At 69.8% G+C, this 22555-nt stretch carries 22 protein-coding genes; 9 read left to right on the forward strand and 13 right to left on the reverse strand.

What is annotated here, in order from left to right; all coding sequences use genetic code 11:
* Nucleotides 1-55: 55 nt before the first annotated feature.
* Nucleotides 56-478, forward strand: a complete 423-nt coding sequence (locus tag ACFVWD_RS09045) for a thioesterase family protein (RefSeq protein ID WP_212726698.1) — start codon at nt 56-58, stop codon at nt 476-478.
* Between the two features lie 21 nt (nt 479-499).
* Here the strand turns inward: ACFVWD_RS09045 and ACFVWD_RS09050 are convergent, their stop codons facing one another.
* Entirely contained in the window at nt 500-901 is a 402-nt protein-coding gene (locus ACFVWD_RS09050) for a winged helix-turn-helix transcriptional regulator (RefSeq protein ID WP_389594641.1), read from the reverse strand.
* Nucleotides 902-1013: 112 nt separating this feature from the next.
* Between ACFVWD_RS09050 and ACFVWD_RS09055 the strand changes: the two genes are divergently transcribed.
* Nucleotides 1014-2594, forward strand: coding sequence for an MFS transporter (locus ACFVWD_RS09055; protein ID WP_389594642.1), 1581 nt, complete (start codon nt 1014-1016; stop codon nt 2592-2594).
* Here the strand turns inward: ACFVWD_RS09055 and ACFVWD_RS09060 are convergent.
* Nucleotides 2567-3421 (reverse strand): SDR family oxidoreductase, encoded by an 855-nt coding sequence (locus ACFVWD_RS09060; protein WP_389594643.1) that lies wholly within the window; start codon nt 3419-3421, stop codon nt 2567-2569. The two genes, ACFVWD_RS09055 and ACFVWD_RS09060, sit on opposite strands and share 28 nt — an antisense overlap.
* A 95-nt stretch (nt 3422-3516) precedes the next feature.
* Between ACFVWD_RS09060 and ACFVWD_RS09065 the strand changes: the two genes are divergently transcribed.
* On the forward strand, nt 3517-4386 hold the full coding sequence (locus ACFVWD_RS09065; RefSeq protein ID WP_389594644.1) for a helix-turn-helix domain-containing protein: 870 nt from the start codon (nt 3517-3519) through the stop codon (nt 4384-4386).
* Here the strand turns inward: ACFVWD_RS09065 and ACFVWD_RS09070 are convergent.
* Entirely contained in the window at nt 4344-4952 is a 609-nt protein-coding gene (locus tag ACFVWD_RS09070; protein ID WP_389594645.1) for a TMEM175 family protein, read from the reverse strand. The two genes, ACFVWD_RS09065 and ACFVWD_RS09070, sit on opposite strands and share 43 nt — an antisense overlap.
* 188 nt (nt 4953-5140) lie before the next feature.
* On the opposite strand from ACFVWD_RS09070, the gene ACFVWD_RS09075 reads away from it, so the two are divergent.
* Nucleotides 5141-5968 carry a chitosanase gene (locus ACFVWD_RS09075; protein ID WP_389594646.1) on the forward strand — a complete coding sequence of 276 codons (828 nt, stop codon included), beginning with the start codon at nt 5141-5143 and terminating at the stop codon, nt 5966-5968.
* A 140-nt stretch (nt 5969-6108) separates the two neighbouring features.
* On the opposite strand, the gene ACFVWD_RS09080 is transcribed toward ACFVWD_RS09075, so the two are convergent.
* From ACFVWD_RS09080 to ACFVWD_RS09120, 9 genes are all read right to left on the reverse strand, one after another.
* Nucleotides 6109-8643 carry a DUF6185 family protein gene (locus tag ACFVWD_RS09080; protein WP_389594647.1) on the reverse strand — a complete coding sequence of 845 codons (2535 nt, stop codon included), beginning with the start codon at nt 8641-8643 and terminating at the stop codon, nt 6109-6111.
* 5 nt (nt 8644-8648) lie between these two features.
* The gene (locus tag ACFVWD_RS09085) at nt 8649-9029 is read right to left on the reverse strand and encodes a hypothetical protein (RefSeq protein WP_389594648.1); all 381 of its coding nucleotides are present in this window, start codon (nt 9027-9029) and stop codon (nt 8649-8651) included.
* Between the two features lie 178 nt (nt 9030-9207).
* Nucleotides 9208-10608 carry a nucleobase:cation symporter-2 family protein gene (locus tag ACFVWD_RS09090; protein WP_389594649.1) on the reverse strand — a complete coding sequence of 467 codons (1401 nt, stop codon included), beginning with the start codon at nt 10606-10608 and terminating at the stop codon, nt 9208-9210.
* A gap of 266 nt (nt 10609-10874) precedes the next feature.
* Nucleotides 10875-12263 carry an 8-oxoguanine deaminase gene (locus ACFVWD_RS09095; RefSeq protein WP_360276323.1) on the reverse strand — a complete coding sequence of 463 codons (1389 nt, stop codon included), beginning with the start codon at nt 12261-12263 and terminating at the stop codon, nt 10875-10877.
* Nucleotides 12264-12395: 132 nt separating this feature from the next.
* The gene (gene pucL, locus ACFVWD_RS09100) at nt 12396-13343 is read right to left on the reverse strand and encodes a factor-independent urate hydroxylase (RefSeq protein WP_389594650.1); all 948 of its coding nucleotides are present in this window, start codon (nt 13341-13343) and stop codon (nt 12396-12398) included.
* A 5-nt stretch (nt 13344-13348) separates the two neighbouring features.
* On the reverse strand, nt 13349-13747 hold the full coding sequence (uraH, locus tag ACFVWD_RS09105) for a hydroxyisourate hydrolase (RefSeq protein WP_389594651.1): 399 nt from the start codon (nt 13745-13747) through the stop codon (nt 13349-13351).
* Nucleotides 13744-14259: a 2-oxo-4-hydroxy-4-carboxy-5-ureidoimidazoline decarboxylase gene (uraD, locus tag ACFVWD_RS09110; RefSeq protein WP_389594652.1), complete on the reverse strand. Its 516-nt coding sequence runs from the start codon at nt 14257-14259 to the stop codon at nt 13744-13746. The genes uraH and uraD overlap by 4 nt, the downstream gene beginning before the upstream one ends.
* A 133-nt stretch (nt 14260-14392) precedes the next feature.
* Complete coding sequence (locus ACFVWD_RS09115; protein ID WP_389594653.1) at nt 14393-14761, reverse strand: helix-turn-helix domain-containing protein; 369 nt, start codon at nt 14759-14761, stop codon at nt 14393-14395.
* On the reverse strand, nt 14758-15009 hold the full coding sequence (locus ACFVWD_RS09120; RefSeq protein ID WP_097286782.1) for a hypothetical protein: 252 nt from the start codon (nt 15007-15009) through the stop codon (nt 14758-14760). The genes ACFVWD_RS09115 and ACFVWD_RS09120 overlap by 4 nt, the downstream gene beginning before the upstream one ends.
* Before the next feature lie 170 nt (nt 15010-15179).
* Here ACFVWD_RS09120 and ACFVWD_RS09125 point away from each other — a divergent pair, with 170 nt between their 5' ends.
* From ACFVWD_RS09125 to ACFVWD_RS09140, 4 genes are all read left to right on the forward strand, one after another.
* On the forward strand, nt 15180-16037 hold the full coding sequence (locus ACFVWD_RS09125) for a TIM barrel protein (protein ID WP_389594654.1): 858 nt from the start codon (nt 15180-15182) through the stop codon (nt 16035-16037).
* Between the two features lie 44 nt (nt 16038-16081).
* On the forward strand, nt 16082-17017 hold the full coding sequence (locus tag ACFVWD_RS09130; protein ID WP_389594655.1) for a 2-hydroxy-3-oxopropionate reductase: 936 nt from the start codon (nt 16082-16084) through the stop codon (nt 17015-17017).
* A gap of 294 nt (nt 17018-17311) precedes the next feature.
* A complete protein-coding gene (locus ACFVWD_RS09135; RefSeq protein WP_382082664.1) occupies nt 17312-18769 on the forward strand; it encodes a catalase in 1458 nt (485 codons plus the stop codon).
* A 315-nt stretch (nt 18770-19084) separates the two neighbouring features.
* On the forward strand, nt 19085-19321 hold the full coding sequence (locus ACFVWD_RS09140; protein WP_389594656.1) for a hypothetical protein: 237 nt from the start codon (nt 19085-19087) through the stop codon (nt 19319-19321).
* Between the two features lie 258 nt (nt 19322-19579).
* On the opposite strand, the gene gcl is transcribed toward ACFVWD_RS09140, so the two are convergent.
* Entirely contained in the window at nt 19580-21364 is a 1785-nt protein-coding gene (gene gcl, locus ACFVWD_RS09145; RefSeq protein WP_389594657.1) for a glyoxylate carboligase, read from the reverse strand.
* Between the two features lie 280 nt (nt 21365-21644).
* Here gcl and ACFVWD_RS09150 point away from each other — a divergent pair, with 280 nt between their 5' ends.
* Nucleotides 21645-22532 (forward strand): hypothetical protein, encoded by an 888-nt coding sequence (locus ACFVWD_RS09150; RefSeq protein ID WP_389594699.1) that lies wholly within the window; start codon nt 21645-21647, stop codon nt 22530-22532.
* Nucleotides 22533-22555 lie beyond the last annotated feature (23 nt).

The following is a 22555-nucleotide window of genomic DNA, read 5'->3' on the forward strand; positions in this document are numbered from 1 at the left end:
CAGTAGAGTGGCGTCCGTTCCGGCCGTCGTGCGCACGGTCGGAGAAGGGAATGCCGTGGCTGAGCCGTTTTCCGTGCCCGTGACCGTCCGCGGGTACGAGACCGACGTCCAGGGTCATCTGAATCAGAGCGTGTATCTGCAGTACGCCGAACACGCCCGCTGGTGCTTACTCGATGCGGCCGGGATAGGCCAGACCGATCTGATCTCCAAGGGTGTGGGACCGGTGACCCTGGAGACGACGATCCGCTATCTGCGCGAGTTGCGTGCGGGGGACCGGACCGAAGTGACCTGCGCGTTCACCTGGGGTGAGGGCAAGACCTACCGGATCGGGCAGACGATACGGAAGGCGGACGGCACGGTGGCCGCCGAATTCACCGCGGTGGGTGGGCTGCTGGACCTCAAGGAGCGCAGGCTCGTCGCGGACCCCCGCGTCTACTTCCGCGCGCTGGCCGCAGATCCGGGCGTCTTCGGTCTCTGAGCCCACCCCGCGGCGCGCGGTCTACGCGTCCAGCAGCTCCGGGCTGTGCTGAGCGTCGTAGGCGGCGCGCGACTCGGCGATCGTGACCCGGTGCCGCTCCGCCCAGTCCGTCAGGGACAGCAGAGTGACGTGCAACTCAGCGGCCACCGGCGTGAGTTCGTACTCGACCTTGGGCGGGACCGTCGGGTGGACGGTCCGGGTGAGGAGTCCGTCGCGCTCCAGATTGCGCAGCGTGAGGGTCAGCATGCGGCGGCTGATGCCCTCGATGCTGCGCTCCAGTTCGGTGAAGCGGATCGGGCCGTGCGCGGCGGCCACGATGATCTGAACGCTCCATTTCCCGGCGACCCTGTCAAGAACCTCGCGGACCGGGCACGCCTGCGCGTGCACGACCTGCGGGGTAACACCGGTGTTCCCTTGGGACATTGAGGTGCCTCCTTATACCGATCTCCATGGTCACTCACGATGTACCCCGTTACAAGTCGTGCACCTATGGAAACGCGTCGCATACGCGATCGCGTACATGGAGGTCGTCGTCATGCCGTTCCGGACCGAGTCACCGTCCGAGCCGCCGGTACCCCGAACCTACTCCCGCTGGGCCTCGCTCGTGGTCCTGTGCGCGGGCACCCTGATGACGATCCTGGACGGGAACATCGTCACCGTCGCGATGCCCGCGATCCAGAGTGATCTGGGGTTCTCGGGGCCGGGGCTCGCCTGGGTGGTGAACGCGTATCTGATCCCGTTCGGCGGGCTGTTGCTGCTCGTGGGCCGGCTCGGTGACCTCGTGGGGCGCAGGCGGATGTTCGCCGCCGGGCTCGTGCTGTTCACGGCGGCGTCCGTGCTGTGCGGGGTCGCCACCGGCCGGGGCCTGCTGGTCGCGGCCCGCGCTCTGCAGGGTGTCGGCGGGGCGATGACCTCGGCCGTCGTCCTCGGCATGCTGGTCGCGCTCTTCCCCGAACCGCGCGAACAGGCCCGCGCCATCGCGGTGTTCAGCGCGGTCGGCGCGGCGGGCGGGGCACTCGGCACGTTCCTCGGCGGGGCGCTGACCCAGACGGTCGGCTGGCACTGGATCTTTCTGATCAACCTGCCGATCGGAGTGGTCGCGTGGCTCGCCGCGATCCGGATCCTCGCCCCGGACCAGGGAGTCGGGCTCGGCAAGGGCGCCGACTACCCCGGGGCGGCGCTGGTCACGGGCGCGCTGATGCTGACGGTGTACACGATCGTCGGCACCGGCGACCGGAATCCGGGGACCACGCTCACCCTGGCCGTGGTCACGCTCGGTCTCTACGTCGGCTTCGTCCTGCGTCAGGCGCGGGCCGCCCGTCCACTGCTGCGGCTGCGGCTCTTCCGCTCCCGCGCCCTGAGCGGCGCCAACGGGGTGCAGATCCTGATGGTCGCGGGGATGTTCGGCTTCCAGTACATCGGTGCGCTCTACCTCCAACGCGTACTCGGATACAGCGAGTTGGCCACCGGCACCGCGTTCCTCCCGGCGCCGATCGCGATCGGGGTGCTGATGCTGACCCTGTCCGCGCGGACGCTCGCCCGGTTCGGACCGTACCGGGTGCTGCTCGCCGGGCTCGTCCTCATCACCGGGGGCATGGCCCTGCTGAGCCGGGCCCCGGCCGACGGCTCGTACGTCGCCGACGTGCTGCCGGCGATGCTGCTGCTCGCCGCCGGTTTCGCGGCCGCGATGCCCGCGGTGACGGGGCTCGCCATGACGGGCGCCCGGGAGGAGGACGCGGGACTGGCCTCCGGGCTCTTCAACACCACGCAGGTGGTGGGCGGTTCGCTGGGGCTGGCCGCGCTGACCACGTTGGCGGCGAGTCGTACGGAGCGTCTGACCGGCGAGGGCGAGGGGGCCGTGGCGGCCATGGCGGACGGATACCGGCTTGCGTTCACGGTGGCCACGGGGATCACGCTGGCGGCCCTGGTCCTGGCGGCGGCGATCCTGCGACCGGGACGGGGACACGTCCCGCACGTCTCCACCGCCCCCGCCCCCGAGGAGACACCCGAGCCGGTGCGGACCTCCGCGGAGGAGGCTGCCGGTGCGGCGCACGCGGCCGACGCGAAGCCGGCGTCCGAAGCCGGTCGTCAGGTCCGCGCGAAGGCCTCCCCGTGATCACGCGCCCACTGCTCGAAGGTACGCGGCGCACGGCCCAGCACCGCCCGCACATCGTCCGTCACCACCGCGTTCCCGCCGGTACGGACGTACGCGGTGCCCGCCAGCACACCGTCGGCGTAGACCTCGGACATCCCCGCCTCGATGAACCGCTCGCGGAGCTCCGCCGGAGGAACGTCCTCGGTGGTGACCGGGCGGCCGAGCACCTGGGCGAGGATGGCGGCCTGGTCGGCGGTGGTGAGGAGTTCGGGTCCGGTCAGGGTGTGGACGCGGCCCGTGTGACCGGGCGCGAGCAGGGCCTCGGCCGCGACCTCGGAGACATCGCGCGGGTCGACGACACCTTGCGCGCCGGTGCCGGTCGTATCGGGCACCGGGGTGCCGGAGCGGATCGCCTCCGCCCAGCTCAGGGTGTTGGAGGCGAACGACGAGGGGCGCAGGATCGTCCACTCCAACCCGCTTGTCCTGAGGGCTTGTTCACCGCCGAGGTGCCAGGTGCCGGCGGGGCCCACGGCCGGGTCACCGGTGCCGATGGCCGAGAGCTTGACGACCCTGCGTACGCCCGCCGCGCGCGCCGAGTCGACCAGCGCCGCGTCCCGTTCCGTGTCGTCGGGGCCCAGGACGGCCACCGTGAAGAGGGCGGTCGCGCCGGACAGCGCGGCCGCCACGGAGGCGGGCTCCCGGAAGTCGCCGCGAACCGCTTCCACGCCGGGCGGCAGCTGCGCGCGGGACGGATCCCTGGTCAGGGCGCGGACCTTCGCGCCGCGGGCCGCGAGCTGGCTCAGGAGTTCACTGCCGATGGTGCCGGTGGCACCGGTCACTAGGATCATGTCCTCACCGTGCCGAGCCGGTACCGCCCGGCTCTAGGAAATTCCGGCACGGTTCCCGGGCCCGGTCGGCGCGCCGGCGCGTCTACCGTGGGAGCGTGACCACCACCTCGTACGACGGCCCGTGGCAGGCGAAGCCCGGCGATGCGAACGCTCTCCACGAGGAGGCCGTGCCGGTCCCCGACGCACTGCGCCCCTGGTTCGCCGACATCGGGCTCACGTCCGTCGACGGTGATCTGCGCGAGCCCTTCGCGCATGTCCCGGACGCGGCGACGAAGGTGGTGGTGCGCGTCGAGGAGAACGGCCGCCGTGATGTGCTGGTCGTCGGCCCGCGCGCCCGTGCCTCCTACCACGCGACCAAGCGGCTGGCGTCCTGCGTACAGCTGCGGCTGGGACCGGGGGCGGCGCGCCCGCTGCTCGGCGTGCCGGCGCTCGATCTGGTGGGCGGGGTGGCGCGGCTCGCGGACTTCCCGACGGCCACCGCGCGGGAATTGGCCGTAGAACTACTGCCGTTGGAGCCGGACGAGGTGGTGGCCCGGCTTGCCGAGACGCTGCCTGGGCGGCTGGCACCGGCCGACCGGGCGCGCACCGGGCTGCTGCGGGCGGCGGTGGCGGCGATGTCGACGGACGCGGGTCGACCGCCTGCGGGGGTGGGTGAGTTGGCGCGGCGGCTGGCGGTCAGCGAACGGCAGTTGCGCAAGCTCTTCGCGGACGGTGTCGGTCTCTCCCCCAAGCACTACGCCCGTATCGCCCGCGTTCGCCACGTCCTCACCCGTGCCCGGCAGGCGCCGCACACGTCGTGGGCCCAACTGGCTGCCGCCAGCGGCTACTACGACCAGTCGCACATGACCGCCGACTTCCGGGCGCTGATGGGTGTGCCGCCCACGTCGTTCTTCACCGGCCGACTGCCGGCCGCGCGGCCGTGTCAGGCGCTGCGGGTCGGTACCGGGACCTGGTTGAAGCCGTAGTAGACCGCTATCAGGCCGTGGGCGGCCAGCGTCAGCGGGGCCGAGACAAAGGCGAGGCCGACCGTGGCGGGGTAGGCCAGCGAGCCGAGGGCGAACCGGACGCGGGTGCGGCGGGCACCGTCGATGTCGACGCGGGCGTCGAAGAGATGGCCGGTGCGGGTGAGGTGCCACCACAGGGCCTGGAAGGTCAGCGCCATCGCGACCATGACCAGGCTGTAGACGGCGGCCGCGACATGCGACGCCTTGTCCTCGCGCAGATACTCCGCGAGCATCGCGGTCGGCCAGGGCACGGCGGCCACCACCATCAGCACCAGCAGGTTCAGGAACATCAGCGTGCGGTCGACCCGGGCGACGTAGCTGAAGACCTGGTGGTGGTTGATCCACATGATGCCGATGACCAGGAAGCTCACGACATAGGCGGCGTACGAGGGCCACTGGGCGCCGAGCGCGTGCCACAGGCCGCCGTGCTCGCCGACCTCGGGGACCTTGATCTCCAGGATCAGCAGCGTGATGGCGATGGCGAAGACACCGTCACTGAACGCCTCCACCCGGCCCGACTCGTTCATGACGTGCCTTCCCCCTTGTGACCGGCCCCGACCAGGGCTGTGCGCTCAGACGGTAGCCCAGCCGCGCCCGGCAGCCGGGGCGGAAGCGTCAACTCGCCCTCGCCGGGCGGGTGTACGTCTCCCGGAATCTCTGGTAGGAAACTTTCCTAACAGTACGTGGACACAACACTCCCCTCATCGGAGGTACCGTGCACACCCCCCACATACATCCCCAGCTCCACACCTCACGGCGCACACTGCTCACCCTGATCGGAGCCTCGCTCGTGGCAGGCCCCCTCCTCGCGACCCGGTCCCAGGCCGCCGCCTCCGGCGGTCTGGACGACCCGGCGAAGAAGGAGATCGCGATGAAGCTGGTCTCCAGCGCGGAGAACTCCTCGCTGGACTGGAAGGCGCAGTACAAGTACATCGAGGACATCGGTGACGGGCGCGGCTACACGGCCGGCATCATCGGCTTCTGTTCGGGCACCGGCGACATGCTGGACCTGGTCGAGCTGTACACCCGGCGCAAGCCGGGCAACGTCCTCGCCAAGTACCTGCCCGCCCTGCGCAAGGTGAACGGCGGCGACTCGCACCAGGGCCTGGACCCCGGCTTCCCCGCCGACTGGCGCAAGGCCGCCCAGGACACCGCGTTCCAGCAGGCCCAGAACGACGAACGGGACCGGGTCTACTTCAACCCCGCCGTCGCCCAGGGCAAGACCGACGGCATCGGCGTCCTCGGCCAGTTCACCTACTACGACGCCATCGTGATGCACGGCGACGGCGGCGACAGCACCAGCTTCAGCAACATCCGCAGGCGTGCCCTGGCCAAGGCCAAGCCGCCGGCCCAGGGCGGCGACGAGGTGACGTATCTGAACGCCTTCCTCGACGCGCGCGTCTGGGCGATGAAGCAGGAGGAGGCCCACTCCGACACGACCCGCGTCGACACCGAACAGCGGGTGTTCCTGCAGAAGCGGAACCTGAATCTCGATCCGCCACTGAGCTGGAAGGTGTACGGGGACAGCTACCACATCGGCTGAGGTCGAGACCCCTCGCCAGGCATACCCCGGGGGCCGTCGGCGCTGCCGCCGCCGGCCCCACGCACATCGTCGAACCGTGGTCGCGCTCCGCCTTCCACCACGGGAGGCCGGCGAGGTCGCCCGATCCGGCGGGGCCGCGGTCAATGGCCTCTGGGATTGATGTTGCGGAAGGTGTTCAGGAGCGTAGCGACGGCGATCGCCTGCACAAGCACCCAGGCGATGACGGTCGAGAAGCCGCGCAATTGATAGATCGAAAGCAGCAGACTGGCCCGGCTCGTCCAGAAGTGCCGCTCGCATCGGAAAGTGTCCGCGTCCATCGCCAGACTCGTCAGAGTCAGCACCAGCATCATCGTCAGGATGTAGGTGGCCGCGTTGCCGAGTTCCTGGTCGGTGAGGTGGTTGCCCAACGTGGCGAGACCGATGAGCACGCCATAGGTGATCACCAGGCTCAGGGCGCGCACCGGGCCCCGGCGTCCGGGGAGCAGGCGCCAGAGCGCCCCCAGCACCAGCCCCGCACCGGCCCAGGTGATCTGCCAGCCGATGAACGCCCACAGCAGGTCCGGCATGCCCGTGGGATTTTTCGGCACCGTCATCGACCAGTACTGCCGATTCACGTCCGTCGCCCAGACGAGGACCAGGCTGAGGGGAACGCCGAAGCAGAACGCCAGGAACGCGGCGCGCCGGGCGTTGTCCCACCAGTTGGTGTGCGGGCCCCAGCTGAGGGCGACGTCCACAACGGTCACCTGGCTGGGAAGCCAGGGCCGCTCCACGCCGGGCGCCCCGCGAGGAGGCCGCCAGCGGTGGAGCAGGTCGAGCTCCTGCTCCACGGCGTGCCGCGTCAGCCCGTTCTCATTCTTCCCCTGGTCCAGTTGGCGTAGCTGGGTGTGCAGTTCGCGGTAGCGGCGCGCACGGTCCGTCAGTTCGCTGTGACGTGCTTCGGTGATGGTCTCGCCGACCGCAGGACTGACGGGTACGCCCTCCAGGGGCTGGGTCAGCACCGACAACCGCCGCCCCACCGCCAGCAGGGCGTACAACGCCACGATGCCCAGCACCAGCCATAGGCCGGCCAGCGCGTTGTTGCCCGCGTACGAGATCGAGACCTGCCTCGCCATCACGACGACGGCGAAGAAGGTGGCGAGCAGCAGCTGTCCCACCCCGACCGGCCCCATCCAGGGCTCCGGCCGGGCCAGAGCTCTGGCCCGCAGCAGTGCCGCGATCCCGATTCCGGTCAACACCGAAGTGTGGGTGTAGCTCCACAGGGGAATTTGGAGCGGGAATCCGATGAGGCCACTACCGACGTCCGAAAGATGCCGCAGTTCGTACTCGGCTGACGTCTGGTCACTGAGCCAGGTGACTCGCTTCCAGGCTTGTTCGCCGGCCCACACGTACCAGCCGACCACGAGTACCACGATCAGGCCCAGCACCGCTCCTGTACGACTCAGTCGCCACGGGGTCACGGAAGCCCAGCGCATTCCGCCCTCCCTGGCCAGCCGCCAGGCCCATGCGACAAGCCCGGCCAGCCACAGCCACAGCACGGCCACCGCCACCAGTACGAGCGCGGTGAAGCCATAGCCGGACGGCGGATTCACCAGGGGAAGTCGCCAAGGCAGGCCGACGAGCGCGGGCACGGATTCCAGGAGCACACCTACCACCGCCACCACTGACGCGGCCAGCACCACGGAACGCCGAGGACGGGCGAAAAATACCAGCGCCCAGCCGCAAAGCACCCCGATGACTCCCTTCCAACGCCCCCCGTCCCAATGCGGGAAGAGCAGCAGCACGACCAGGCCGATGGCCCCACTGAGCAGGCCCCACCGCAACAGCCAACGCGCGGCGCCCTTCTCCAGTTCGGTGACCGTGTCACCCGTCGGGTGACCGCGGGCACGCAGCGCGGCCACTACGACCACCAAGGAGGCACCCAACCACAGGCTGGCCAGACCCACGTCGCTGACGATCTTCCATGGTTCGTTCGCCGCGCTCGCCGCCCAGGCTCGCTGCCACGGCACCTTGATCCGCATCGTGATCGGCGGGTGCCGCCCGGCGGGATCCCCCCACACCAACTTCCCGTTGCTGACGGACTCCGGCACGGGCGAGAACTGGAGGACATCAAGACCGCCCACGTCCGCCTCGATCCCCTGCCACTGGGCGTTTTCCAGCGCGGGCGGCCGTTCGAGGGTCAGCGTCCACTCGTGTGCGCCGACATCGATGACCCATGGCCCCGTTTGCACGCGCCCCCGATGCTGGACCCAGGTCAGGGTCTCGTACTGCGCAGTGACCCAGGGACCTTCCGCGGCCGTGCGCGGACGCTTCTCCCGCCATTCGTCGTTGCGGTGGTAGAGGCGGTTCCCCTGATCACGCAGGAGGCAGCGCAGCGCCCGCCGGTACGGCTCGGAGTTCTCGCTCAACAGCAGGTCATCCGCATGGCTCCAGTCCCTCGGAACCTTGACCGTCACGGTCCCGTGCACGACGGCCAAGGCCCGTTTGTGGTAGTCGAGTCGGGTCGAGGCGTCGACAGTGGCGCGGGTGAGCTGCTCCGGATGGCAGTCGTCGGCCGCGGCCACCGCCTCCGGTGTCAGCCATGATCCCCACCAGATGAGCGCCAGCAGCACCAGTGCGGCACACCGCGCCCACCGGGCCGGTCGGCCACGCTCCGGACGCACAGCCGGCCGGGACATCCGCATCACTCCCCCGCGGGACATCCCGTGAAAGGGGTGCACAGCATGATCACCTGGTAAGGACCCCCCTCGAACTCCGCGGCACGCGAAGGGTCGACGCCCGCGAGGAACCGCCACTGCGAGGCCTTGACGTGCCCGGTCCGATCCGCCTTCTCCACCTGGGTCCGCAAGGTACGGGCCCGCGGGTCGCAGCTCTCCACCATGACCTCGCCCGCCGCCAGCGGGAAGTGCTCGTGCAACAGGCACAGTCCGAAGCGGTCAAGGTTTCCGTGCTTCTCCAGCACGGAAACCAGGTCCTGCACGAACTGCGCGTCCTGAGGTCCGAGCTCCTCGGCGTCCTCGAACCGGGGAAGCGACTGCTTGCGGATGCTCGCTCGATCGGCCATGACCACTTCCTCCACGTCACGGTGCACAACATCACGATCACCGTAAGTTACCGAACATGCGTCCGCAATTCGGAGGTGGATCCGACATGAAGAACCCGCAGACCCGCACCGGACGGACCCAACCGCGATCTTCGACCTGCATGCCGTGATCCCCGGATCCGCCCCGCGCTCCTCGCGCCTAGGGCCTGGCCCCGTGGGCGCCGACGGGGCCCGTGCGCTGTCCCACGATCTCCTCGCCCGGCTCCATCGGGGCCGTGACCTCGTCGTCGTCCCGGTTTCGGCCCAGGTGGTTGAAGACGAGGTTGAGCACGACGGCCGCCACGCACCCCGTGGAGATCCCCGAGTCCAGGACGATCCGCGCGGTCTGGGGAAACGCGTGGTAGAAGTCCGGCGCGGTGATCGGGATGATCCCGACGGCCAGCGACACGGCGACGATCAGAACGTTGTTGTCCTTCTCCAGGCCGGCCCTGACCAGGGTCTGGATGCCGCTGGCCGCGACCGAGCCGAACAGGACGACGCCTGCCCCGCCGAGGACCGGGCGCGGTACGACGGCGATCAGCGACGCGGCCATCGGGCACAGGCCCATCAGCACCAGGAAACCGCCGCCGGTGGCGACGACGTACCGGCTGCGGATCCGCGTCATCGCGACCAGCCCGATGTTCTGAGCGAAGGCGCTGCACATGAAGCCGTTGAAGAGCGGGCTGAGGGCCGAGCCGAGGGTGTCCGCACGCAGGCCCGCCGCGATGGTCCGCTCGTCGGCGGGACGCTCGACGATCTCGCCCAACGCGAGCATGTCCGCGGTCGATTCGGTCATGGAGACCACCATGACCACGCACAGCGAGAGGATCGCGGCGAGCTGGAACTGCGGGGCGCCGAAGTGGAACGGCGTCGGGAAGCCGACCACGTCCGCTTCGGTCACCGGACCGAAGTCCGTGACACCGAACGGGATCGCCACGAGCGTGCCGATGACCAGGCCGAGCAGCACGGCGACCTGCTTGACGAAACCGCGGGTGAAGCGGCGCAGCAGCAGCACGAGTACGAGCGTGGCCGCCGCGAGGCCCAGGTAGGTCGGCGAACCGTAGTCGTGCGCCGCGGGATCGGGTCCCTGCGCCCAGCCGAAGGCGACCGGCAGCAGCGAGACACCTATGAGGGTGATGACGGTGCCGGTGACGACGGGCGGGAAGAAGCGGACGGCCTTGCTGAAGAAGGGGGCCGCCACGAAGCCCAGGACGCCCGCGACCATCACCGCGCCGAAGATGACCGGCAGGGCGTCCGACTTGTCCTTGGTGGAGGCGACGACGGCGGTCATGGGGGCGACGCCCGCGAAGGTGACGCCGTTGACGAACGGCAGCCGCGCTCCGATCTTCCAGAAGCCGAGGGTCTGGAGGAAGGTGGCGAGGCCCGCGGTGAACAGGCAGGCGCCGGTGAGGAAGGTCAGCTCGGTGGGGGACAGACCGACGGCGGCGCCGACGATCAGGGGTGGGGCGACGACTCCGGCGTACATGGCGGCCACGTGTTGCAGACCCGTGGTGGCCATCTTGAGTGCGGGCAGTTTCTCGTCGACGGGGTGGGCGGTCACGGCGGCTCCTCCGGGCGGGTGACACGTCGGCTCTGACGTGGGTTTCAGGAGGTGGTGCGCGGTCGTGCGGGACCGGGGGACGGAACGCCTCAAAAAGGGCGAGAGGGACCGTTCCGGGGCGCGCATGTCCATGCACGCCCCGGAGACGGCCACCATGGACCCCGCTCGGGTCCACGGCTACCGGCCGAGGGCCGTCCCCCTCGGCCGGAGATCAAGTGCCGGACGGGTCCAAGTGCCTTACGGCCCAAGGAGATTGCGTACGGCGGTCAGGCCTCCGCGGCGATCCGCGCGAGGCGCTGCGCCTCCTCCCGCGTGGCGCGGGCGATGGCGTCCTCGTCGACGTGCAGCAGCCGGCCGTTCTCCACCACCGGCTCGCCGCCCACCAGCGAGAGCGTCACCGGGGCCGCCGCGCCGAAGACCAGCGCGGTCACCGGGTCGGCGATCGAGGCGTGCGCGAGGGTGTCCAGCTTCCACAGCACGAGGTCGGCGAGCTTGCCCGGCTCCAGGGAGCCGATCTCCGCCGCCCTGCCCAGGACCTGGGCGCCGCCGTAGGTGCCCAGACGCAGCGCCTGACGGGCGTTCAGGGCGGCTTCCCGATGGGCGCCGAGGCGGTTGATGAGGAGGGCGTTGCGCAGTTCGGTGTGGAGCTCGCCGGACTCGTTGGAGGCGGTGCCGTCGACGCCGAGGCCGACCGGGACGCCGGCCGCGAGCATGTCGGGGACGCGGGCGATGCCTGCCGCGAGACGGGCGTTGGACGAGGGACAGTGGGCGACACCGGTCTTCGTACGGGCGAAGGCGGCGATGTCGGAGTCGTTCATGTGGACGCAGTGCGCCATCCACACGTCCTCGCCGAGCCAGCCGGTGGACTCGAAGTACTCGGTCGGGCCCATGCCGAACAGTTCCTTGCAGAACTGCTCCTCCTCCACGGTCTCCGAGCCGTGCGTGTGCAGTCGTACGCCCTTGCGGCGGGCCAGCTCGGCGCCCTGACGCATGAGTTCGGTGGAGACGGAGAAGGGCGAGCAGGGCGCGACGGCCACCTGGGTCATGGCGCCGAAGGAGGGGTCGTGGTGCTCGTCGACGGTCGCCTCGGTGGCGGCGAGGGCGCCTTCGAGGGTCTCGACGGCGAAGTCAGGGGGCAGCCCGCCGTCCTTCTCGCTGCGGTCCATGGAGCCGCGGGCAAGGGTGAAGCGGACGCCCATCTCGCGGGCGGCCCGGATGATGGCGCCGGACAGGTCGCCGGAGCCCTGCGGGAAGACGTAGTGGTGGTCCATGGCGGTGGTGACGCCGCCGCGGGCCATCATGGCGAGGGAGCCCTGCGCGGCGGCGGAGACCATCCGCTCGTCGATGCGCGCCCAGGTCGGGTAGAGCGCGACGAGCCAGTTGAAGAGGTTGTGGTCGGTGGCCAGGCCGCGGGTGATCCACTGGTAGAAGTGGTGGTGGGTGTTGACCAGGCCGGGGGTCACGAGGTGGCCCGTGGCGTCGATACGGCGTACGACGTTCTCCAGGCCCTCCGGAGCCCTGCCCGCGCCGAGCGACTCGATGCGGTTGTCCGCGACGACGACATGGCCCGATGCGTACTCGGTGTCGCCCGCGTCCACCGTCGCGATCGCACAGTTCTCGATGACGATGCGCCGGTCTTCCGCCGATGCTGCCATGGTGCGTCCTTCTTCGTTTCGAGGGGTGGGCACGGCAGGACCCTAGGAGGTTTGAGTGCCGCGGCTGTCGACGCCACGGGTGCCGAAGGAGGGGCCTTCGCCAAGGCCTCGGAGGTTGGTGCAGAAGTGGGCTCAGAGGTTGGTGAGGTCCACCGGGATGTGCGGCTCGCAGCCGTCGCGCAGGATGGTGGCCTCGATCAGTCCGTAGGGCCGGTCGGCCGCGAAGTACACCTCGTTGTCGTTCTCGAGCCCGAACGGCTTGAGGTCAACAAGGAAATGGTGCTTGTTGGGAAGGGAGAAACGGACCTCGTCGATCTCGCTGCGGTTCTCGATGATCCGCGAGCCCATCTGGTACAGGGTCTGCTGCAGCGACAGGGAGTAGGTCTCCGCGAAGGCCTGGAGCATGTGCTTCCTGACCTGGTCGTAGGACTTCTCCCAGTTGGGCATCTTCTGCTCGTCGCCGGTCCAGTTGAAGCGCCAGCGGCCGGAGACCTGGGTGGCCAGGATGCGGTCGTACGCCTCGGGGAGCGTCGTGTACTTGTCCTTGACGTAGCCCCAGAACTCGGAGTTCGTCGAGTTCATCACGACGAGGTCCTTCAGCCCCGAGATGACTTCCCACGACGAGCCGTCATAGGTGATCTGGGCGACCCGGGTCTCCTGACCCTTGCGTACGAACGAGTGCTTGACGTCGTCGGCGCCGATGAACCTGGAGTTGGCGTCGGAGGTCTCGATGCGCTCCCAGGCGTATTCCTCGATGCGGATGCGCGCCGTCTTGATCGGCTCCTGCGAGGTCACGAAGTGCCGGGCCAGGTGGATGCCGAACTGTTCGGCGGACTCGATGCCGTACTCCTTGGCGAAGGCGTACACCGTGTTCTTGGTGGTGTCCGTCGGCAGGACGTTGGCGTTGGAGCCCGAGTAGTGGACCTCTTCCATGTCGCCGCTCAGCGCCACGGACACGTTCAGGTCCTTGATGTGGTGCGTCGCGCCGTCGCGGGTGATCTTCACGACGCGGTTCTCGGCCTTGCCGTACTGGTTCTGTCCCAGCATCACAGGGCGGCCGCGGCGGGAATTGTCAGTCATTTCTGCTAGCTCCCTCGGTAAACGGAGTAGCCGAACGGGTTGAGCAGCAGCGGTACGTGGTAATGCTCGCCCGGCCTGACGGCGAAGGTGATCGTCACCTCGGGGAAGAACACTGCGCTCGCACCGCTGTCCCGATTCGCGGGGGCGTCCTGCTGCGCATCGGCTTGCTTCTTCTCGAAGTACGCCTCGACCTCGAAGTCGAGCCGTACGTGGGTCGTCCCCTCCGGCAGCGCCGGGAGGTCCTTGCACCGCCCGTCCGCGTCGGTCGCGGAGCCGCCGAGCTCCCGCCAGTCCGCCGTACGGCCGACGCGGGCCGCGAGCCGGACGGCGACACCCTCGGCGGGGCGTCCGACGCTGGTGTCCAGGATGTGTGTGGACACGGATGCGGTGGTGTCGGTGCTCATGCGTTCTCCTCCTCCACGAGACGGGCCAGCCGGATGCGGTTGATCTTGCCCAGTTCGGAGCGGACGATCTCGCGCTCCCGCTCGGGCGAGTTGTCGATCCGTTCCTTGACCGCGTCGCGCATCTGCTCGCCGGTCCGGCCGGTGGCGCAGATCAGGAAGACATGGCCGAACCTCTCCTGGTACGCCAGGTTCAGTTCGAGCATCTCCTCCTTGAGCTCCGCGGAGGCGCCGGCCATACCGCGCTGCTCCCGGGAGGAGGTGGGGTCCCCGGGCTTCGGCCGCCCGATCGGCGGATGCCCCGCCATCGCCTCCGCCAGGTCCTCGGCGGTCAGCTCGGCCGTGGCGGCGTCGCTCGCGGCGAAGAGGTCGTCGGGGGTGGTGTACGGGCGGCGGGCGAGCAGGGTGCGCACCCAGGCCGTCGAGGCGCACGCCTCCTGGAGGGCGGTGTGGGCCGCGTGCTCCTCCAGGGCATTGAACCGGGCGAGGCCGCCGGGTGTCGTACTCGAAGTCACGGGAAGCCTCCGTGGCCTTGTGCTGGACGGGCTGCGGCTAGCTAACGCCCTCGGAAACACCACGTCAACACTTTGTTGAAAAATCGAGGTAACAACCGATGCCCGGTGCGAGGCAACCACCGACGCCCGACGCTCAGGCCTCCTTCTCGCGGTTCAGGTAGTTGTAGACGGTGAAGCGGCTGACACCCAGCGCGCTCGCCACCGTCTCCACGCCGTGCCGCACCGAGAAGGCCCCGCGGGCCTCGAGCACCCGTACGACCTCCTGCTTGGACTTGCGGTCGAGGTCGGCCAGCGGCCTGCCCTGTTTGCGCTCCAGGGCGGCCAGGATGTGATCGAGCGAGTCGGCCAGCTGCGGCAGCCGTACAGCGACCACGTCCGCACCCTCCCAGGAGAGCACGACATCGTCGGGGCCGGCCTCGTCGGGCGCCACCATCTCGCCCCCCATGGCATCGACCAGCGGTTTGACCGCCGCGACGAAGGGGTCGTCTCCGATGCCGGTCACTTATCGCCCTCCCCGACGGCGTTCACCTGCAGCGAGACCCTGGTGGCGCCGGCCGCCAGAGCCCGGCGCAGCAGCGCGTCGACCGCGGTGAGCACCGCGTCCGCCTCCCCCTCGGCGGTGTTGCCGAACGGGCCGACGTCCACGGCGTCCAGCTCGGCCGCCTCGATGACCTCGCGGGCGACCAGCGCGTGCGGGGGCGCCTCGTCGAGGTCGAAGGGCTCGGTCGTGAACTCCACTCTCAATCGCACGCGCTCAACCTACTGCGCGGTGCCGATTTTCCGGCAGCCCCCTCTTGACAAGCCTCGACGCCCGACGGCAGTCTTCCATTAAGCAGAAACTAACTTCCGTAATACGGAATTCAATGACGTCTCGACTCTCGCCGCCGAACGTCTCGACACGGAAGGGAGCGCCGAGCCACATGCCGGGTTCCGAATGGGGCACAGCCACCGAGCAACGCTTCAACGTCAACCTGTCGATCCTCTTCGCCGAACTCCCGCTCCTGGAGCGCCCCGCGGCCGCCGCCGCGGCGGGCTTCACCGCGGTCGAGCTGTGGTGGCCCTGGGTCGACTCCCCCACCCCCGAGCGGTCCGAACTCGACGCCCTGAAGAAGGCGATCGAGGACGCGGGCGTCCAGCTCACGGGGCTGAACTTCTACGCCGGACAGCTGCCCGGTCCCGACCGCGGCGCGCTGTCGATCCCCGGCGCGGAGTCGGAGAGGTTCCGCGCCAACATCGACGTGGCGGCCGACTTCGCGCGGTCGCTGGACTGCAAGGCCCTCAACGCGCTCTACGGCAACCGCGTCGAGGGCGTGGAGGCGGCCGAGCAGGACGCGCTCGCGCTGGAGAACCTGGTCCTCGCGGCACGGGCCGCAGACCGGATCGGCGCGATCCTCCTGATCGAGACCCTCAACCAGCCCGAGTCACCGCTCTATCCCCTCGTGAGCGCCCCGGCGGGAGTCGCCGTCGTCGACAGGGTCAACGAGGCGACCGGTCTCGGCAACGCCAGGTTCCTCATGGACCTGTACCACCTGTCCATGAACGGCGAGGACCTGCCGTCGGTGATCGAGCGGTACGCCGCGAAGACCGGCCACGTGCAGATCGCCGACAACCCCGGCCGCGGCGCCCCGGGCACCGGGACCCTGCCCCTGGAGGACCTGCTCGGCCGGCTGCGGAAGGCGGGTTACGAGGGCTGGGTCGGCCTGGAGTACAAGCCGGGCGACCTTCCGAGCGCGGCGGCCTTCGACTGGCTGCCGGCCGAGGCCCGAGCCGCCCGCTGAGCGGCAACTCATCGACGTATCACAGCAGTCAGAGAGGCACCTTCATGAGCAGCACCCTTGCAGATTCCTCCCGCCCGAACCGCCCGAACCGTCCGACCCGCCCGGCGGTCGCCTGGATCGGTCTCGGCATCATGGGCTCCCCCATGTCGGAGAACCTGGTCAAGGCCGGGTACGACGTCACCGGGTTCACGCTGGAGCAGGACAAGCTGGAGCGCCTCGCCGCCGCGGGCGGTACGGTCGCCGGTTCGATCGCCGAGGCCGTGCGGGACGCCGACGTGGTGATCACGATGGTGCCCGCCTCACCGCAGGTCGAGGCCATCGCGTACGGCCCCGACGGCATCCTGGAGAACGCGAGGTCCGGCGCGCTGCTGATCGACATGTCGTCGATCACCCCGCAGACCTCCGTGAACCTCGCGAACGCCGCCGGCGCGAAGGGGATCCGGGTTCTGGACGCTCCCGTGTCCGGTGGCGAGGCCGGGGCGATCGAGGCCGTGCTGTCGATCATGGTCGGCGGCGAGCAGGCCGACTTCGACGAGGCCGAGCCGATCTTCGAGGCGCTCGGCAAGACCATCGTGCTCTGCGGTCCGCACGGCTCCGGCCAGACCGTGAAGGCCGCGAACCAGCTGATCGTGGCCGTGAACATCCAGGCGTGCGCCGAGGCCGTGGTCTTCCTGGAGAAGTCCGGCGTGGACCTGAAGGCCGCGCTCGACGTCCTGGGCGGCGGGCTCGCCGGCTCCACCGTACTGACGCGGAAGAAGGACAACTTCCTGAACCGCGACTTCAAGCCGGGCTTCCGCATCGACCTGCACCACAAGGACATGGGCATCGTCACGGACGCCGCCCGCACGGTCGGCGCCGCGCTGCCGGTGGGCTCCGTGGTCGCCCAGCTCGTCGCCTCCCTGCGCGCCCAGGGCGACGGCGGCCTCGACCACTCGGCCCTCCTGCGATCCGTGGAGCGCCTCTCGGGCGCACAACTCTGACACGGCCCGGTCACGCCGGGCGCGGCCCTTGCGCCTCGGGCACGACCGGATGCGTCGAGCACGACCAGACGCGCCGGGCGCGGCCTGACATGCCGGGCGCAGCCCCGAGAACTCCGGGGCGGTACCGAGACTTCCGGGTGGTGTCGTCGCTGACACCTGTCCTGTCGCGCCCAAGCGGCGGCGCCACCCGGAACCCAACCCATTTCAACAAACTGTTGACGTTCAGAACGCCCCAAACCTAGGCTCCACAAAGCGGAAGTCGGTTTCCGCTGCCCCTCGCATGGAAGGTCCACGATGTCGAAGCGCGTGCTTACGACCGAGTCCGGCGCTCCGGTCGCCGACAACCAGAACTCAGCCACCGCCGGCGCAGGCGGCCCGCTCCTCCTCCAGGACCAGCACCTCCTGGAGAAGCTCGCCCGGTTCAACCGCGAGCGCATCCCGGAGCGCGTGGTGCACGCCCGCGGCTCCGGCGCGTACGGCCACTTCGAGGTCACGGACGACGTCACCGGCTTCACCCACGCCGACTTCCTGAACACGGTCGGCAAGCGCACCGAGGTCTTCCTGCGCTTCTCCACCGTCGCCGACAACCTGGGCGGCGCGGACGCGGTCCGCGACCCGCGCGGCTTCGCGGTCAAGTTCTACACGGAGGAGGGGAATTACGACCTCGTCGGGAACAACACCCCGGTCTTCTTCATCAAGGACCCGCTCAAGTTCCCCGACTTCATCCACTCCCAGAAGCGCGACCCGTTCACGGGCAAGCAGGAGCCGGACAACGTCTGGGACTTCTGGGCGCACGCCCCCGAGGCCACGCACCAGGTGACCTGGCTGATGGGCGACCGCGGCATCCCCGCCTCGTACCGGCACATGAACGGCTACGGCTCGCACACCTACCAGTGGACGAACGCCGAGGGCGAGGCCTTCTTCGTCAAGTACCACTTCAAGACGAACCAGGGCGTGCGCAGCCTCTCCACCGAGCAGGCGCAGGAGATCGCGGGCAAGGACCCGAACTCCCACCAGACGGACCTGCTCCAGGCGATCGAGCGGGGCGTGCGCCCGTCCTGGACTCTCCACGTCCAGATCATGCCCGCGGCCGAGGCGGCGGACTACCGCTTCAACCCCTTCGACCTCACCAAGGTGTGGCCGCACAAGGACTTCCCGCTCCAGCGCGTGGGCCGGCTGGTCCTGGACCGCAACCCCGACAACGTCTTCGCCGAGGTCGAGCAGGCCGCGTTCTCCCCGAACAACTTCGTTCCGGGCATCGGCCCCTCCCCCGACAAGATGCTCCAGGGCCGGCTGTTCGCCTACGCGGACGCCCACCGCTACCGCCTCGGTGTCAACCACACCCAGCTCGCGGTGAACGCGCCGAAGGCCACGACCGCGGACAACTACGGCCGCGACGGCTTCATGGCGTCCAACGCGCAGGGCCGCGCCGCCAAGAACTACGAGCCGAACTCCTACGGCGGCCCGGCCGAGACCGGCCGCCCGCTGTCGGCCCCGCTGGCCGTCGCCGGCTGGACCGGCGCCCACGAGGCTCCCCTCCACACCAAGGACGACGACTTCTTCCAGGCGGGCGAGCTCTACCGCCTGATGTCGGCCGAGGAGCGGTCCCGGCTGATCGCGAACATCGCCGGCGGCCTCGCACAGGTCTCCCGCGACGACGTCGTCGAGAAGAACCTCGCCCACTTCCACGCCGCCGACCCGGAGTACGGCCGGCGCGTGGCGGAAGCGGTCCACGCCCTGCGCGAGGACTGACCCCCTGACCGCGTCACCGGGCCAGACGGGAGGTCGGCCCGGTGACGCGCGGCCCGCGAGGACCCGAGCGACCCGGATGAGGGGTGGTCGCCGGCGGCACGCGGGCACGACGAGGACCGCGGCGGATGCGAGCCAGTGCGGTGGTGAAGGTCCCGGGACCCTCTTCTCGACCTGAGGGAAGGCAGGCTCCGGTTCCGTCGCGGCCACCGCGGTCCCCGTCACACACCGAGCGAGGCGCCGGGTACGGACTCCGTACCCGGCGCCTCGGCGTGCTCCCGGGGTGCGGAGTCGGCCGGAGCACAGCAGCCTGAAAGCATGGACTATCCCAGCATCGTCGTGCACGCCCCGGCACTGGACGGCTCGCGACGGGTCACCACGGGGGACGAGACGCTCGGTGTCGCCTACCACCTCGACGACGTCATCGAGATCCTGCGGCGGGCCGAGGTCGACCTGGACGAGATCGAGGTCGACAAGAGCGACATCATCGACTGGCAGGGCGGCGGCCCCGACCACTGGCCGGGATTCGAGGAGCTCGAGCTCCCGGACGACTGAGAACACGCCTCGGACACGTACGCCAGTGGACGTACGCCGGCTACGCAACCCTCAAATCAAGCTCTGAACACGACCCCAGGGGCTTCAACTCACCCCGGTGATGGGCACATTCTCGGCACACGGGGCCCGCCGACACGGGGGCGGCGGGCCTCGTAACGGGGGTACGGGGGAACACGGGGGAACAACACGAGGGGCGGCTCACCCAAACGGTGAACCGCCCCTGGTACGTGCGCGACCGGTACGCGAGGAACGCGTACCTCAGACCTTCAGCGTCCTGATGGACGTGGGCGCGTGGCCCGGCTCGGTCGCGATCTCCTCGAACTCCACAACGTTTCCGATGTCGTTCGTCGTGGACATCGAGATGTTGGTGACGCGCTCCAGGATCGCCTCGACGACGACCGGCACCCGGTACTCGGCGGCGAGCTTCTTGGCCTGCTCGAAGGCGGCACCCAGCTCGGCCGGGTCGGTGACGCGGATCGCCTTGCAGCCGAGGCCCTCGACGACCTTGACGTGGTCGACGCCGTAGACGCCGAGTTCGGGCGAGTTGATGTTCTCGAACTCCAGCTTGACCTGGAAGTCGATGTCGAAGGCCCGCTGCGCCTGGCGGATCAGGCCCAGGTAGGAATTGTTGACCAGGACATGGACGTACGGGATCCGGTGCTGGGCACCGACGGCCAGTTCCTCGATCATGAACTGGAAGTCGTAATCGCCGGAGAGGGCGACGACGGAGGCCTCGGGGTCGGCCTTGGCGACGCCGAGCGCGGCCGGGATCGTCCAGCCGAGCGGTCCGGCCTGGCCGCAGTTGATCCAGTGCCGTGGCCGGTAGACGTGCAGCATCTGGGCGCCGGCGATCTGCGAGAGGCCGATGGTGGAGACGTACCGGGTCTCCGGGCCGAAGGCCTTGTTCATCTCCTCGTAGACACGCTGCGGCTTGATCGGGATGTCGTCGAAGTGCGTACGGCGCTGGAGGGTCGCCCTGCGCTCCTGGGCGGAGGCGGCCCACGCGGAGCGGTCCGGCAGCCGGCCCTCGGCCCTGAGTTCCTTCGCCACCTGGACGAACAGTCCGAGCGCGGCCTTCGCGTCGGAGGCGATGCCGTAGTCCGGGGCGAAGATCTTGCCGATCTGCGTGGGTTCGATGTCGACGTGGACGAAGGTGCGGCCCGCCGTGTAGACGTCCAGCTTGCCGGTGTGACGGTTGGCCCAGCGGTTGCCGATGCCGAGGACGAAGTCGGACTCCAGGAAGGTCGCGTTGCCGTAGCGGTGCGAGGTCTGCAGGCCCACCATGCCGGCGTTCAGCTCGTGGTCGTCGGGCAGGACGCCCCAGCCCATCAGGGTCGGGACGACCGGGATGCCCGTCAACTCGGCGAATTCCACGAGGAGTTCACAGGCGTCGGCGTTGATGACACCGCCGCCTGCGACGATCAGCGGCCGCTCGGACTCGTTCAGCAGCCCGATCGCCTTCTCGATCTGGGCACGGCTGGCGGCGGGCTTGTACGCCTGGAGAGGCTCGTACGTCTCCGGGTCGAACTCGATCTCGGTGAGCTGGACGTCGACGGGCAGGTCGATGAGGACCGGGCCCGGACGGCCGGAGCGCATGAGGTGGAAGGCCTGCTGGAAGACGCCGGGGACCTGGGCCGCCTCCAGCACGGTGACCGCCATCTTGGTCACCGGCTTCGCGATCGAGGCGATGTCGACGGCCTGGAAGTCCTCTTTGTGGATCACGGCGGTCGGCGCCTGGCCCGTGATGCACAGAATCGGGATCGAGTCGCCGATGGCGGAGTAGAGGCCGGTGATCATGTCGGTGCCCGCGGGTCCCGACGTACCGATGCAGACGCCGATGTTGCCCGGGTGGGTGCGGGTGTAGCCCTCCGCCATGTGCGAGGCGCCCTCGACATGGCGGGCAAGGGTGTGGCTGATCCCCCCGGAGGCCTTGAGGGCCGCATAGAAGGGGTTGATCGCCGCGCCCGGGACGCCGAACGCGTCACTGACGCCCTCGCGCTTGAGGATCTCGACTGCCGCGCGGGCAGCGGTCATACGAGCCATGGAGTACTCCTGCTTCGGCTGTCGGATTCGCGCTCCCGTCGCGCCCCGCGGAGAGCTGGTGATTCCTGGTGATTCCACAGTGCGGAAATTCCACATTGCGGAAATTAACTTCTGCTATCTGGAATTAATGTAGGTGCCGTACCGAAGAGCGTCAAGGGCGCGCACGCGGCTGGATCCGCAGGGGGCAAGGGCGGGGGTTGTCGACGCGTTTCGCTGCCGCGGGCCCCCCGCCTGGAGGACGATGGACACGCTGTCCCGACGTGACGTCCTGGAGTGGGCCATGGCCGAGAGCGTGCCGGTGCGGTGTCCGGCCTGCCGTCGCGAGCATCTCTTTGCCGCGCCGTCGTACCCGTGCGTGTGCGGCGCCCCCGTCACGCCCCCGCTCGACCGCCTCGCCGATCCCGCGCCGGTCACCCACCGCACGTGGGACGAGGACTGGGTCACGGTCCCCTGCGACACCTGCGGGCGCGCGGACCAGTGGCCCCAGCCGGAACTGGGCTGCCCCTGCGGAACCATGCTGCGGATTCCGGTACGAGGGGTACGGCGCCCCCTGCGCGCGGAGGTCGTGCCGGGCACCGGCGCCCCCGCGGACCTGGAGACGGAACCGGAACCGGAGGCGGCACCGCACACTCCCGAGTCGCCGCCCCCGGGTGCCGCCGGGTCGCCGCCTCTCCGTACCGCCGAGTCGCCGCCCCCCAGTACCGCAGGGGCGTCACCCGCCCCCGCCACGCCGGGAAGCCCTCTCATCCCCGACCACATCCCGCTGCCCCGCACCACCCCGACACCACGCCCGGTGTTCCAGCCGGTGACCATCCGTACCGCCCGGGACGCCGTGACGGCGACCGCGCTGTATCTGCGGTGGCTCGGCTACCGCGACATCCGCAGGGCGGACCAGCGCCCGCCCACGGGCATCGGACTCGCCGCCCGCGGCATCCTGGCGCAGGTGGACCCCACCGTCCGCCCGGCCACACTGCGCGACGTGGAGTGCCTGTGGCTGACGGCCATGTCGGAGTCCACGGGATGCGTCTACTTCTCCCTGGCCGGGTACGCGGACGACGCCCACCGTCGCGCCGACGCCCTCGGGATCCCCCTCTTCGTCCTCGACCTCACGGGCACCCCCCAGCCGGTGAACACCCACGCCGACGAACTCCTCGCCACCGGCGCCTGACCCCCGGCACGCGGGTCTGAACC

The sequence above is a fragment of the Streptomyces sp. NPDC058086 genome, assembly GCF_042885015.1.
Classification (GTDB): domain Bacteria; phylum Actinomycetota; class Actinomycetes; order Streptomycetales; family Streptomycetaceae; genus Streptomyces.